General features: G+C 72.3%; 10 protein-coding genes. 1 reads left to right on the forward strand and 9 read right to left on the reverse strand.

Annotation, left to right across the window (positions count from 1 at the left end; translation table 11 throughout):
- Window positions 1–919: 919 nt before the first annotated feature.
- Entirely contained in the window at window positions 920–1,873 is a 954-nt protein-coding gene (locus tag ACPA54_RS14435) for a D-alanine--D-alanine ligase family protein (RefSeq protein WP_423529604.1), read from the reverse strand.
- Between the two features lie 290 nt (window positions 1,874–2,163).
- Entirely contained in the window at window positions 2,164–3,495 is a 1,332-nt protein-coding gene (locus ACPA54_RS14440; RefSeq protein ID WP_479729420.1) for an aminotransferase-like domain-containing protein, read from the reverse strand.
- A 337-nt stretch (window positions 3,496–3,832) separates the two neighbouring features.
- Here ACPA54_RS14440 and ACPA54_RS14445 point away from each other — a divergent pair, with 337 nt between their 5' ends.
- A complete protein-coding gene (locus ACPA54_RS14445; RefSeq protein WP_423529606.1) occupies window positions 3,833–4,057 on the forward strand; it encodes a hypothetical protein in 225 nt (74 codons plus the stop codon).
- 173 nt (window positions 4,058–4,230) lie between these two features.
- Here ACPA54_RS14445 and ACPA54_RS14450 read toward each other — a convergent pair whose 3' ends face one another.
- The 7 genes from ACPA54_RS14450 to murJ form a co-directional block, all read right to left on the reverse strand.
- On the reverse strand, window positions 4,231–5,418 hold the full coding sequence (locus ACPA54_RS14450; protein WP_423529608.1) for an N-acetylmuramoyl-L-alanine amidase: 1,188 nt from the start codon (window positions 5,416–5,418) through the stop codon (window positions 4,231–4,233).
- 232 nt (window positions 5,419–5,650) lie between these two features.
- Window positions 5,651–5,977, reverse strand: a complete 327-nt coding sequence (trxA, locus tag ACPA54_RS14455) for a thioredoxin (RefSeq protein WP_345673942.1) — start codon at window positions 5,975–5,977, stop codon at window positions 5,651–5,653.
- A 136-nt stretch (window positions 5,978–6,113) separates the two neighbouring features.
- Window positions 6,114–7,067 (reverse strand): thioredoxin-disulfide reductase, encoded by a 954-nt coding sequence (trxB, locus tag ACPA54_RS14460; protein WP_423529879.1) that lies wholly within the window; start codon window positions 7,065–7,067, stop codon window positions 6,114–6,116.
- 165 nt (window positions 7,068–7,232) lie between these two features.
- Window positions 7,233–8,597, reverse strand: a complete 1,365-nt coding sequence (locus tag ACPA54_RS14465) for an anti-sigma factor family protein (protein WP_423529610.1) — start codon at window positions 8,595–8,597, stop codon at window positions 7,233–7,235.
- Entirely contained in the window at window positions 8,594–9,247 is a 654-nt protein-coding gene (gene sigM / locus ACPA54_RS14470; RefSeq protein WP_423529612.1) for an RNA polymerase sigma factor SigM, read from the reverse strand. Before sigM ends, ACPA54_RS14465 begins: the two co-directional genes overlap by 4 nt.
- 71 nt (window positions 9,248–9,318) lie before the next feature.
- Entirely contained in the window at window positions 9,319–11,367 is a 2,049-nt protein-coding gene (locus tag ACPA54_RS14475; protein WP_423529614.1) for a serine/threonine protein kinase, read from the reverse strand.
- A gap of 376 nt (window positions 11,368–11,743) precedes the next feature.
- Entirely contained in the window at window positions 11,744–14,350 is a 2,607-nt protein-coding gene (murJ, locus tag ACPA54_RS14480; protein ID WP_423529616.1) for a murein biosynthesis integral membrane protein MurJ, read from the reverse strand.
- Window positions 14,351–14,365 lie beyond the last annotated feature (15 nt).

The raw sequence follows: 14,365 nt of genomic DNA on the forward strand, positions 1-14,365 counted from the left end.
GAAACGGGGGTCGGGCGGCCACACGCTGACCGTGCGGCGGCACCAGCAGGATGCAGGTCGGTCGCGCTCGGTTGATTCCGGTGGGGCCGCGAGCGCGGTGCGTCAGGCAGTCAGCCAGTTAGCCGATGAGCCGGGTCGGCAGTAAGTGAGTGAGCCAGTGAGCGCACGGCTGACCGCCGGTCGTTCCGCGCGACATGGCAGCCGGGGCGGCCGACGCGGCGGCACCACCCGGATGCGGCCCGGCCCGCTCGGGATAGCCGCGTGGACGCCGCGCGCGTGATGCGTCAACCAGTCAGCCAGACACAGCCAGCTGTGGCCCGCGCCGTTGCCGTCCGCGGTCCCGGGGGACACGGCGGTCGGGCGGCAGACTCGACGGCACCACCCGGATGCGGGCCCGCTCGGGAGATTCGGGTGGAGCCGGCGCGCGTGATGCGTCGGCCAGCCCGTGGACCGCACCGCTGCCGTCCACGGTTCCACGTGAAACGGTGAGCGGTGGCTGCAGCGTCGGAAGCTGCCCGCACCTTCCGCTGATACGGCGCGGCCCCCGCCCAGATGATCCGGGCGGGGGCCGCGTGCTTGGTGTACCGGCAAGTCGGTCGGTCAGTCGGCCGTCCAGTGAGCCTGGTGAGCCGGTCGGCCTCGGCCTTTCACCACCCGGCCGGCGCGTAGGCCATGCAGTCCGCGCGCCGGGCGGCCGGATGGCCAAGCCGGTCGACCCCGTCAGTCGGCCCCTCCGGAGTCGACTCCTTCAGCCGGCTCCTCGGGCCGACCCCTCCGGCCGACCACGCCGCGGCGCTCGGCCTGGCCTGGCAGCCCTGGCCCCGCCAGCGCGCCCACCCTCGCCGGGTCAGCCGCGGCCGGTCAGCACGCTGGTTACCCAGCCGTCGTCTGCCCGCTCGACCGGAGCCCCCTCAACCCGCTAAGCCCCCCGCACCGCCGCTCGCTGCAGCAGTTCGCGGTACAGGATTCCCGCATCCAGCCCCGCGGCGGTGATCGCCTGCGGGAGCAGGCTGGTCTCCGTCATCCCCGGGGCGACGTTCGCTTCCAGGAACCACGGGGTGCCGTCCGCGTCCACGATGAGGTCGGTGCGCGACACGTCGCGCAGCCGCAGCACGCGGTGGGCGGTCAGAGCCGCCTGTACGGCCGCCTGAGCGGCTTCCGGCGCGAGCCGGGACGGGACGAAGAACTCCGTCATTCCGGCCGTGTAGCGGGCCGTGTAGTCGTACACGCCGGTGTCCGGCACGATCTCCACCACCGGCAGCGCCTCGGGCCCCTCGCCGGTGTCGACGACGGACACCGCGACCTCGGTGCCGGTCAGGTAGGTCTCCACGAGCGCGACGTCGCCGTAGGCGAACGCGCCGACCATCGCGGCGGAGAGTTCGGCGACCGTGTGGGCGACCGAGGCGCCGAGTGCCGAGCCGCCACGGGCCGGCTTGACGAACAGCGGGAGGCCGAGCCGGGCGACGATGGCGTCGAGCACCGCCGCCGCGCCGAGGTCGCGGAACGTGTCGTGCGGAAGCGCCACCGAGTCAGGGGTGCGGACCCCGGCGGCGCGCAGGGCGTCCTTCGCCATCGGCTTGTCGAACGTGAGACGGCACGCGTCGGGGGTGGAGCCGACGTACGGGACGCCCAGCAGTTCGAGGACGTCGCGGACCGCGCCGTCCTCGCCGTAGGCGCCGTGCAGCGCGGGGAAGACGACGTCGGGGCGGTCGGCGGCCAGCGTCGCGAGCAGCCGCCCGTCGACGTCCAGCACCTCGACGTCCACGTCGATCGCCCGCAAGGCATCCGCGATACGGCGGCCCGAACGCAGCGAGACGTCGCGTTCGTGGGAGAGTCCGCCGGCGAGTACGACGACGCGGCCGAGGTCGCTCATCCGTGGTCCTTTCGAAGGGGGCGTCGGAGGCATGTCAGTCGTATACCTCCGGAACGCGGTGGGAAGACAGTCGCGGGGACCGTCGGAGTGGACCGGGGTCGGGAAAACCGGTGGCCGAGACCGCCCGGGGTTTCCCGTGAAACATCACCGTCAGCCCGAAGCGGGACCGGGCGACGATGTTTCACGGGAAACCTCAGCCGAGCTACCGAGCCGGACCGGCCGACCCGGCCGACCCGAACCCGGCCGCCGGAAGAGGCCCGGGCAACCGGACCTCCCCCGACCGACCCCGGCTAAGCCAGATCGGGCCCAGGCGCCTGCGTGGTCGGCGAGCCGGGCGGCAGCACAGCTCCGGGCGCGGCACCGGGAGCGCCGCCGAACATCGCGCGCAGCTCCAGCTCCTGGGCGATGACGCCGGCCAGCCGCCGGACGCCTTCGCGGATGCGCTCCGGCGTCGGGAAGCAGAACGAGAGCCGCATCGACGACGCCCCGAAGCCGTCGGCGTAGAACGCGGTGCCGGGTACGTAAGCGACGCGGGCGGTGACCGCGCGCGGCAGCATCGCCTTGGCGTCGAGGCCCTCGGGGAGGGTGACCCAGACGAAGAAGCCGCCGCTCGGGTTCGTCCACGTGGTGCCGGGCGGCATATGGGTCTTGAGCGCGTCGAGCATGGCGTCGCGGCGCTCGCGGTACATCTCGCGGTAGTTCTTGATCTGCGCCCGCCACGGCTGCGTCTCCAGGTACGTGGAGACGGTCATCTGGGAGAACACCGGCGGGCTCAGCACGGAGGCCTCGGCGGCCAGCACGAGCTTCTCGCGGACCGCGTGGGGGGCCACCGCCCAGCCGACCCGCAGCCCGGGGGCGAAGGTCTTGGAGAACGATCCGAGGTAGACCACGCCGTCGCTGTCGTCGGCGCGCAGGGCGCGCATCGGGTCGCCGTCGAAGCCCAGCAGCCCGTACGGGTTGTCCTCGACGATCAGCAGGTCCGCCCGGCGGCAGATCTCCAGGATCCGCGCCCGGCGTTCCGCCGAGAGGCAGACGCCCATCGGGTTGTGGAAGTTGGGGATCGTGTAGAGGAACTTGGCGCGCTTCCCGGAGGCTTTCACCGCCGCGATGGCGTTCTCCAGGTGCTCGGGGACGAGCCCGTCGTCGTCCATCTCCACATGCACGACGTTCGCCTGGTACGACGCGAACGTCGACAGCGCGCCGACATAGCTGGGCGCCTCGGCGAGGATCACGTCGCCCGGGTCGACGAAGATCCGGGTCACCAGGTCGAGGGCCTGCTGCGAGCCCACCGTCACGGTCACGTCGTCCGGGTGCGCCTCGATGCCTTCCAGGCGCATCACGTCGCAGATCTGCCCGCGCAGCGTCTCGTCGCCTTGGCCGGAGCCGTACTGGAGGGCGACGGTGCCGCGCTCCTGGATCAGCCGGGCGACGGCGTCGCCGACGGCGTCCATCGGGAGCGCGTGGAGGTTCGGCATGCCGCCGGCGAGTGAGACGACCTCGGGCCGTGATGCCACGGCGAACAGAGCGCGGACCTCGGATGCCGTCATGCCTGCGGTGCGGGCGGCGTAGCGGTCGACGTAGTTGTCGAGTCGGGATCCGGGGGTGCTCTGCGGGACGTTCACGTACCAGCCTCCTCGAGGCGATGCCGGTGCCGCCGGGGGTCCGGACGGTCGGCGTGGTGTCGGTCTGTGGTTATCGGTTCTTCGTTTGGCGGGTGTCCGGCGGACGGGTATCCGGCCGACGCTGGGGTGCGGCGGCCGTGGCCGTGCATCGAGTATCCGAAATCGGACACGTCCGCGCCCTGTGATTGCCGCCATAGGAGTACCGCGGGCGGCAGGCCGGGCGGCGCCGCGGGGGCGCTGAGGGAAGCAACCGACTGCGCCGTGCAGGCGTATTCGGTATGCCGCCCTCGGGACGATTACGATGCGGCATGGCGTAACCACCCATTCTGGAGGCCCCATGCGCACGGTGCGATGGGTTATCACCGGTCTCGGAATCGGCATCGCCGGCGGGTTCGTCGCCGGGCTGTTGGCCGCACCACGGACGGAGACGCGGGCTGAGGACCCCTGGTTGCCCGACGGGCCCGCGGTGCCGCTGCGCCAGCTGCCCGGTGCGGAGCGGCGGCTGCCCGGGGTGCCCCGGCCGATCGCGGTCGGCGAACCGCTTGCCGAGTACGGCGCCTGACGCCCTCTCACGACATGCACGGCGGTGCGCACGTGCTTTCGGGCGCACCGCGGCGCACGTTTCCGAGGCGCGGTTTCACGTGAAACATGCGAGGGCGGCGGCGCCGCAAGGCTGCCGCCGCCCTCGTGTGCGGACAGGTGTCGGAGCCCGCGGGTCGGGCGCCGGACGAACCGTCAGGTGAACGCCGGGAGCCGCAGCATGCCCGTCGGCTCGTCCTGGTCCGGCGGCAGGTAGAGCCGCTGGAGCGCCACGACGATCGACTCGGCGGCCTGGTCGCGGAAGAGCGCCTGGGTGAGCAGCGCCGCGTCGTCCGGGTTGGTCAGGTAGCCCAGCTCGACCCGCACGGCGGGCATCCGGGTCATGCGCAGGAGCGGCCAGGCCTTGCCGTGCGTGCGGCAGTCGACCATGCCGGTGCGCGCGCAGAGTTCGCGTTGGACGAGGCCCGCGAACTTCTCGCCGGTGGGGGAGCGCAGGCCGTGGTGGTCGCCGCTGCCGTAGTAGAACGTCGCGACGCCGCGGGCGTGCGGGCTGTCGTTGCGGTCCGAGTGGAGCGAGATGACCAGGTCGGCGTTGGTGGCGTTGGCGAATGCGGCGCGCTGCTCTTCGGGCACGGGTCCGTCGCCGTCGAGACCGCGGGTCAGGTAGGCCTGGACGCCGAGCGCGGACAGCCGGCCTTCGAGGCGGCGGGCCAAGTCCCAGACGACGTCGGCTTCGCCGAGTCCTTGCGCGACGACGCCCGGGTCGCCGCCGCCGTGGCCGGGGTCGATCACCACGACCTTGCCGGCCAGTGCGGGGCCGGAGCGAAGGATGAGTTCGGATTCGCGCATGGCGTGCGGGTGGCCGCCGACGACGGTGCGGGCGAGGCGGTCGAGGGCGCGGAACGTCGCGGGTCCACACGTGCCGTCTGCGCGGAGGCCGTAGTTGCGCTGGAAGTCGCGCAGCGCGCGTTCGGTGGCGGCGCCGAGGATGCCGTCCACCCGGCCGCAGTCGAAGCCCATGTCGAGCAGCCGCTGCTGCAGGGTCGCGACGTCGTCGCCGACGAGCATGTGGCTGACCGAGTAGCTGAGCACGCGGTCGCCGAGCCGCCAGCGGGCTTCGTCGAGCTGCCGGTAGGTCTCGGTGCCGACGACGCCGTCGATGGTCAGCGCGCGCTGCTGCTGGAAGTGCCGCACCGCGCGGTCCACCGCGTCGTCGAACACCGCCTCGACGGTGTCGTCGGGGAAGGCGTCGCCGCGGTCGCGGTTCTCGGCCGGTATCGCTCGGGCGTCCGCGTCGAGCAGACCGAGCAGCACGAGTTTCGACCTGATCTCGGCGACCGCGGGGCCGGTGTCTCCGCGCCGGTACTGCCGCTGCAGGGTCATGAAACGGAATCCTCCCGAGGTTGTCGCAACACCCGATCGTACGCGCGGCGAAGCGTCATCCAACCGCCTTCGACGGGGTGGGGGAAGCCGTTCCGCGTGACGTCCGCACGGACCCGGGGCGGCGGGTCGCGCGGGTCTCCGGCGGCAGGCCGGGTCCCCGGCCCCAACACGCGGAAAAGGCGCCTCCCGGTTCCGGGAGACGCCTTTCCTGCGGAGCCCGCACAGGGTGGGCTCAGATGAAGTCGGCGAGGTCCTTCAGGAGGAGCGACTTCGGCTTGGCGCCGACGATCGTCTTGACGATCTCGCCGCCCTTGTAGACGTGCAGGGTCGGGATCGACATCACGCCGTAGCGCGTGGTGATCTCGGGGTTCTCGTCGATGTTGAGCTTCGCCACGGTGAGCTTGTCGCCGTGCTCCGCGGCGATCTGCTCGAGCGCCGGGGCGATCTGGCGGCACGGGCCGCACCACTCGGCCCAGAAGTCGACGAGCACGGCCTTCTCGCTCATGAGTACGTCGGCGTCGAAGGTCTTGTCGGTGACCTTCACGGTGTTCTCGGCCATGGCGGCCTCCTCGGGTCGGGCTGGTGCCGGGATGGGTTCGGACGGGCACGGGGTGGGCGTGCGGGCGGGGCCGGGGCCCCGGGGCGGCACCCCGCGCGGGGCGGGGTGCCGGGGGAGCGTGCGGAGCGGCGGCGGATCAGACCGCGGCTTCCTCGCGGTGCTTGAGGTCGGCCAGGTACTTCTCCGCGTCGAGCGCCGCGGCACAGCCGGTGCCGGCCGCGGTGATCGCCTGGCGGTAGATGTGGTCGACGACGTCGCCGCAGGCGAACACGCCGGTCAGGTTGGTGTGCTGGGTGGGGTGCGCGACCTTCACGTATCCCTCTTCGTCCAGATCGATCTGGCCCTTGAGGAGTTCGGTCCGCGGTTCGTGGCCGATCGCGATGAACAGGCCGGTGACCGGCAGGTCGCGCAGCTCGCCCGTGACCGTGTCGCGCAGCTTCACGCCGGTGAGCTTGCCGTCGCCGACGACCTCCGCGACCTCGCTGTTCCACGCGAACGAGATCTTCTCGTTGGCGAACGCGCGGTCCTGCATGATCTTCGACGCGCGGAGTTCCTCGCGGCGGTGGATGACCGTGACCGACTCGGCGAACCGGGACAGGAACGTGGCCTCTTCGATGGCCGAGTCGCCGCCGCCGACCACGGCGATGTGCTGGCCGCGGAAGAAGAAGCCGTCGCAGGTGGCGCACCACGAGACGCCGTGCCCGGACAGTTCCTTCTCGTTCGGCAGGCCCAGCTCGCGGTACGCGGACCCGGTCGCGAGGATGACCGCCTTGGCGCGGTGCACGTTGCCCGAGCCGTCCTTGACGACCTTGATGTCGCCTTCCAGCTCGGCCTCGACGATGTCGTCGGCAACCAGTTCGGCACCGAAGCGCTCGGCCTGCTTGCGCAGGTTGTCCATCAGGTCCGGGCCCATGATGCCCTCGGGCCAGCCGGGGAAGTTCTCGACCTCGGTGGTGTTCATGAGCGCACCGCCGGCGGTCACCGCGCCTTCGAAGACCAGCGGGTTCAGGTCGGCGCGAGCGGCATAGACGGCGGCGGTGTATCCGGCCGGGCCGGAACCGATGATGATCACGTTGCGGACGTCGCTCACGCTGGGACCCATCCCTGCTTCTCGTCGAGCCGCCCGACCGTTTCGGACGGCTGTTGCCGGCGGTTGCGGAGCCGCCCCCCGTCGGGCGGGCAGGCGGCACGTTCCGCTCAACCGATCCTAGGTGCGCGCCATTCCCGCTCCGACCACCGGCGGTCCGCCGCCGGCTCAGCGCACCTGGACGACGGTCTCCAGCAGCACGCCGGACGTCTGGTCGCCGCTGCCGGGCCGCGCGAAGGCGCAGGACGCGTCGATGACGACCACCTCGGCGTTGCGCCTGCCCGGTTCGGCGTAGGCCAGCACGTATGCGGTGCGTCCTTCGTAGCGGGCGAGTTCCGCGGCGGTCGGCGGCTTGTCGTGCCTGGACTGTGCGCTCACGCAGGCCGGCAGGGTGACCGGGGTCTCCCGGTCGGGCTGGGTCCGGCCGGGGTCGGACGACGTGGTGGCACCCGGCTTCACGCCGGTCGCCGCCGACGTCTGCCGGTCGAGCATCGCGGAAACCCGGACCGACAGATCGGCGCGCGTGTAGGCGGGCAGTGTGGTGGGACTGCTCGCCGGGGCGTTCGGTGCGGCTGCGGTACCTGCTCCGGGTTGGCCGCCACCGGTGCGGGTGGGTGCGGACGCACCCGCCGACGGTGCGGCGTCGCGCGGCTGTGACGCCTCCGCGACGGACCCCTTCTCGGAGGCGTTGGTCTTGCTGTCGTCGGACGACGAACCGAGCAGGGTGACCGCGCCCACACCGACCAGCACGACGCCGGCGGCGGCCGCGGCGAGCAGCAAGTAGCGGCGCTTGCGGCGGCGTGCGCTGTCCAGGGCGACCACCGGCCCGCCGCCGGGGGCACTGCCCGGGGCCGGCATCGGCGGCGGGGGCGGCTGCATCGGCGGTACCGCGGCGACTCCGAACGGGTGCACGTCGCCGGCTCCGATGACCCGCGTGGCGTCCTCGGCTCCCGCACTGCCGGAACTGCCCGGCGCCGCACCGAGCACCTGCGTGGGGTCGGTGGCGCTGCGGGGCGCGGGCGGTGCGGCATGCGGCGCGGGGGCCGCGCCGAGGAACCGGGTGGCACCGTCGCCGGCCGGAGGCTGCGGCACGGGCGGCACCGACGGAGCCGACGGAGCTGTAGGTGCCGGGGCCGGGGCGATCGGTGCCGCCGGGACGGCCCGTGCCCGGCGCGGGGCGGCGAAGTCCGCCCAGTCCGCGTCGGAATCCGCATCGGCCGCCGGGAACGCCGGTGTGGCCGCGGCGGGTCGGAAGCCGGTTTCGGCAAGCAGCGCGTCCGCCGCGGCGGCGTCCGCGAGTGCGTCCTGGATCGACGCGTACACGTCGGCGGGCATCGGCTCGGCCGGATGGCCGGCCAGCAGCGTGCGGACTTCCGCGAGCGCGTCGAAGGTGGCGCGGCAGTCCGCGCAGGTGGCGATGTGCGCCTCGGCCGTGGCGGCGTCCGCACCGGACAGCAGACCCTCGGCGAAATCGGCGAGGAAGTCGACGTCGACGTGCCCGTCCGGGCCGACCACGCGGTTCTCCGCGGTCATCGCGTCACACCTCCGTCCTTGTGCCCGTCGTGGTGCGCGACCCTGTCGCCTGTCGGTCTGACGGCCGGGCCGGGAACCCGGTTCCCGTCGCGCAGATGGCGCACCAGCGGCAGCAGCCGGGCGCGGCCGCGGGCGCAGCGGCTCTTGATGGTGCCGACCGGAACGTCGAGGACGCGGGCGGCCTCGTCGACCGGGTAGCCCTCCATGTCCACCAGGACCAGCGCGGCGCGCTGGTCGGCCGGCAGCGTGGCCAGGGCGGAGAGGAGCGTGTCGCGGGTCTCGCCGCGGACCGCGGGGTCTTCCCCGGCGGGGGACGGCAGCCGCTGGTCGAGGTCGTCGGGCAGCGGCACCGCGGGACGGACCGCTTTGCGGCGGGCCAGGTCGAGGCAGGCGTTCACCACGATGCGGTGCAGCCACGTGGTGACGGCCGAGCGGCCCTCGAACCGTCCTGCCGCCCGGTAGGCGGACACCAGGGCGTCCTGGAGGGCGTCGGCGGCTTCCTCGCGGTCGCCCAGGGTGCGGAGCGCGACGCTCCACAGCCGGTCGCGGTGACGGCGTATCAGTTCACCGAACGCGTGTGCGTCGCCCGAGGCGTGCAGCCCGAGCAGTTCGGCGTCGCCGACTTCGGCGTACGCGGACTCGATGCCCAAGCTCACCCCCCGGTGACGTGGAATTCCCGGGAGTCATCCTGGCATGCCGCGACGCCCGACGGGTGAGCCGGTCAGCTGGTGAACGAGACTTCCGCGATGCTGTCCTGGTAACCGGGTTCGTAGACGCCGATGTCCCTGTTGCTCGTGCGGTGCGGCATCGCGGTGATCCAGACCAGGACGTAGCGCGCCTTGACCGGCTGGTCGAGCGTGAAGTCCAGGTCCGCGTCCGAGGTCTTCTGCTTCTTCAGCGTGGTGAACGCGGACAGCGAGGAGGGGGAGCCTCCGCTGCCGGCCGGTGCCGCGCGCAGCTCGATCTCGGTGTAGTTCCCGCCCGCCATCAGTTTGACGTGCGCGGTCCGCAGTTCCTGCTCCGAGCCCAGGTCGTAGACGATGCCCAGCCCGTCGCGGAGCTTCATCGGCGGACCGTCGTAGAACGAGCTGGTACGCCAGAACGTCGTCGGGTCGCCGTCGAAGGACTTGGCGATGTCGTCGGTGTTCTGGGCGCTGGCCGGGCTGCCGTTCTTGTCGACGTTCAGCTCCTTGGCGCCGACGATGTTCAATCCCGTCGGCTTCTGCGGTGCCGCGGGCGCCTGCGGTGCCGACGCGGTCCCCGGCGACGGCGACGGGGGCGTGTTGTCGTCCTTCTGCGCATTGAAGTGCACGGCGATCTGCCACGTCGCCAACACCACCGCGACCAGCACGACCAGCGACACGATCACCTTCACCGCGCCGCCGAATCCCCCGCCGAGCGCGGGCGGCGGACCGGCCGGCACCGGGCGCCGGACGGCCGGCGGCGGGCCGCTGGTGAAGCCGCCGTGCGGGGACAGCACCGCGGTCGGGGTGTACTCGTCGTCGAAGTCCGCTCCCGCCGCGCTGACCGGCGGTTCCGGCTCGGGCGGCAGGATCGGGGGTATCGCGGCGAGCGCCGCGACGACGTCCTCGGGTGCCTCGAACGGGGCCTGGTGCTTGACCTCGTGGCCGAGCGCCCGCATCGCGATCGTTTCGAGCGGCTTGTGCACGTTGGCCTTGACCTGGCCGGGGCTGCACAGCTTGCCGCCCGCGCGGGGCGCCTGCGCGAGGCCGTACGCCTCGCTGTCCGGCCACCGCCGCGCCAGGCACGCGTACAGCAGCGAGCCGATCGCCCGCGTGTCGTCACGTGCCGCGTCGGTGGTGTCGTGGCCGTACAGCGCGGCTTCCACCGACAGGCCGACGATCTTGTACTGCCCGGTGTGCATCCGCAGCACGTTGTCCGGGTCGAGGCGCAGGTGCGACAGCCCGGCCCGGTGCGCGACCGCCATGGCGTCGGCGACCGACCGGGTCATCTCGTACGCCTCGTGCGGCGGCAGCGGGTTGGTGGCCAGCAGCGTCGCGAGGTTGTCGGCGTCCGGCAGCCATTCCTTGACGACGTAGACCAGGCCGTCTTCCTCGGCGGCGTCCAGCACCTGCACGAACCGCGGGTCGCCCACCAGCGCGGCGGCCCGCGCGGCGGCCATCACGCTGCGCGCGTACTCGCTGCCCGCGACGACGATGTGGACGCCGACCGCGCGGCGCAGCTTCTCGTCGACGGCGCGCCACGTGGCGCTCTTGCCGTGCGAACTGAGCTTGTCCTCAAGCCGGTAGCGGTCCGCGAGCCGGGTGCCGCGGGTGATGTCGCCGAGTGAACGGCCCTTCGGCTCGTCGGACTTCCCGGGTCCGGAGGCGGGCGCTCCGGTTTCCTCCGCGGCGTCGGTCGAACCGCCTTCGGCGGCGGGGGAGGCAGCGGCTTCGGCGGGGGACTTCCCGGGCGCCGAGGCGGCGGTGCCGTTCCTCGGCGCGGAACCGTTCGAAGTGTTCGACGCGCTGTTCGACTTGGGTGTGCCGGTGCGCCGAGTGTCGGGCGCGCCACCGGACTTCGCGGTGCCGTCGGCCACGCCGTCGGTTCCACCGTCGAGTTCGCCGTCGATGTCGTCTTCGTCGAGGGTGCTCATGGGCATCGTCTCGATCGCGACCTGGGAAGCCTTCGGGTCGGTGGGCTTGCGGCCCGCGGACGGGCCCCCGGTATCGGAGGTCTTGGTGGTGTCGGAGGCCTCGGACGGACCGTCCTCGACCAGGTTGACGGAGCCTGCGGTCCGGTCCGTCACCGTATCCTCACCCTCCTCATAGCCCGCCCCATCGTACGAGCGGCGCCTGATGACCCCGGAGCACGCCCGCCACTTGATACGACTCGCGACGGGAGCAACCGGTTGCTCCCGCCGTTGTGGTTGGACCGTCCGGCGTCCCGGGCTCTCCTACCCCGATGCGCCGGCGGGCACCATCCGTACGCCCCATCGTGATCCATGACACGGGAAAACGCGCGTTGGAACCGTGATGTGGCTGATTTTGCACGGGACGCCGCGTCAAAACGATGCCACTTGTGACAACTATCGTCTCATCTGACACAGGCATTGTGGGCCACGATTGGTGATCATCACGATCACTTCCCGGTCACTTCGGGGCTTGTGCGGCCCGCTGCGGGGGTCAGCGGCCGAGGCGGCCCTTCACCATTCCGGTCATCGCGGACATCTCCTCGATCCGCATCTTGCTGGCCGCGACGAAGAACACACCGAACATCACGACGCTGCCGCCGAGTACCGCGGCGAGCGAGCCGCCGAAGCCGCTGCCGAGCGCCCCCGTCGCGACGCGGGCGACCGCGAACGCCGCAGCGCCGCCGATGCCCGCGGCGACGAAGAGCCGGGTGTAGGTGCGGGTGACACGGGGCCCGTCGAGGTCGCCGAGCCGCTTCTTGAGCCGGCCGGCGGCCAGGAAGACGCCGATGACGTAGGCGGCGCCGTAGGCGCCGGCCATGCCGACGCCCGCCCACTTGGTCGGCAGCGCGATGTAGGCGAGGCCGACGAGGGCGGCGTTGGAGGCGGCGACCCACACGGTGTTGAGGAACGGCGTGCGGGTGTCCTCGTACACGTAGAAACCGCGCAGCAGGACGTACTGGGCCGCATAGGGGATGAGGCCGAGGCCCAGCGCGGCGAGCATGTAGCCGATCCAGTGCGCGCTGTCCTCGCCGGTCGGGGCGAAGAGCAGGCCGCCGATGTCGCGGCCGAGCGCCACGAACAGCACCGCGCACGGGATGATCGCGACGCCGGAGAGCCGCAGACCCGCCGAGATGTCGTCGCGCACCGATGCGGCGTCGTTGTCCGCGGCGGCGCGCGACATGCGCGGGAGCATCGCCGCCATGACCGAGACGGTGATCACCGCCTGCGGGAACTGCCACACCAGCAGGGCGTTGCTGTAGGCGGAGAAGCCGACGCCGTACGTGATGCCTTCGGTCTGCGCGTTGCTGTCGATCGCGTTGCCGAGCTGGGTGACCACGAGGTACCCGGCCTGGTTGGCGAGGACGAACAGGAAGGTCCACTTGGCCAGACCCGCGGCCTTGCCGAGGCCGTGCCCGCGCCAGTCGAAGCGCGGCCGGAAGTGGAAGCGGGCGGCTCTCAGGTACGGGACCATCGCCAGCGATTGCACGACCATGCCGAGCAGGGTGCCGATGCCGAGTAGCCGGGCCTCGTCCGGGGTGATGCGCGAGGCGGTCATCCCGGAGCTGTTCTGCGTGCCCGCGACCCAGATGTAGAGGCTGAAGGTGATGATGATGACGATGTTGTTGAGGACCGGGGTCCACATCATCGGGCCGTAGCGTTCGCGGGCGTTGAGGATCTGCCCGAACATCACGTGCAGGCCCATGAAGAAGATGATGGGCAGGCAGTAGCGCGCGAACGTGGTGGCCAGTTCGAACTCGGCGTCCTGCTTGGCCAGCGAGTTGGCCATGATGCGGATCAGCCACGGGGCGGCGATCACCGCGATGCCGGTGAGGGCCAGCAGGCCGGTCATCACCAGGGTGAGGAGCCGGTTGGCGTAGGCCTCGCCGCCGTCGTCGTCGTTGCGCATGGAGCGGACGAGCTGCGGGACGAAGACCGCGTTGAGCGCGCCGCCGCCGACGAGGATGTAGAGCATCGTGGGGATCGTGTTCGCCACGTTGTACGTGTTGGCGAACACGGCCGTGCCCAGGGCCGCGGCGATGACGAGGCTGCGGACGAAGCCCGTGATGCGGGAGACGATCGTGCCCGACGCCATGAGGGCGCTGGACCGCATCATCCCGGAGAGCTTGCCGCCCTTCTTGCCGCCGACCGGGATGCCGGCCATGCGCTCTTCGGCGCCGCTGCCGGGGAGCCGGTAGACGGGCGACTGCGAGGGGCCGGGGAGCGGCGCCAGGTCGGGTTCGGCGATCGAGACGGCGGCCGCGGCCGCCGCTTCGGCTTCGGCGCGCTGGCGGCTTTCGTACCGCTGGTACGCCTCGGTGTACGTGGGCATGCCGATTTCACCGGTGAGTCCGAGGTGGATGCCGGTGAGCGTCTGGTCCATGAGCCAGCCGCCGGGGCGGTCGTAGTCGCCCCAGCCGCCGCCGTAGCCGCCGGAACCCGAACCGGAGCCGCGGCCGCCCGACTGGGGCTGCTGGGGCTCGGGCTCGCGGTACGCCTGGACGGCGCCGGGCTGGTCGTAGCCGGAGTGGCCGCCGTAGCCCGGGTCCGGCGGGTGACCGTGCTGGGCCTGCTGATTCCCGTACTGCTGCTGCTGTTCGGGGGCGTACTGCTGCTGCTCGGGGGCGTACGGGGGCGGCACCTGGGCGCCGCTCTGGCCGTAGGGGACCTGGGAGCCGTAGTGCTGCCCGTCGTCGGGCTGCGCGTACGGGTCGGTGTACTGCCCGCCCTGCGGGTACTGGCCGCCCTGCTGCGGGTCGCCGTACGCCTGGGCCTGCTGGTACTGGCCGTACTGCTGCTGCCCGTAGCCCGGGTCGACGGGCGGGGCCTGCGGAGTGGGGGAGAACGCGCCGTCCAGGCCCGCGCCACCGCTGCCGTCGTCGTCGCGGAACCACGGGTCGCCGCCGGTCTGCGCGGCGGCGGGCTGAGCGTAGGGGGCGTACTCGTGGGCCGGGTCGGAGTAGTGCTGCCCGGGCTGGACCGGTTGGCCGTACGGGGCCGCGTACGGGTCCTGATGCGGTGTCAGATAGGGGTCGCGCCCGTCGCCGGGGTCGTCCGTGGCGCCGCCGTACGGCTGCCGTTCGTCGCTCCGGTCGTTCATACGGGCCAGGTCCTC

This window comes from Uniformispora flossi, assembly GCF_049534875.1.
GTDB lineage: Bacteria > Actinomycetota > Actinomycetes > Streptomycetales > Streptomycetaceae > Yinghuangia > Yinghuangia aomiensis.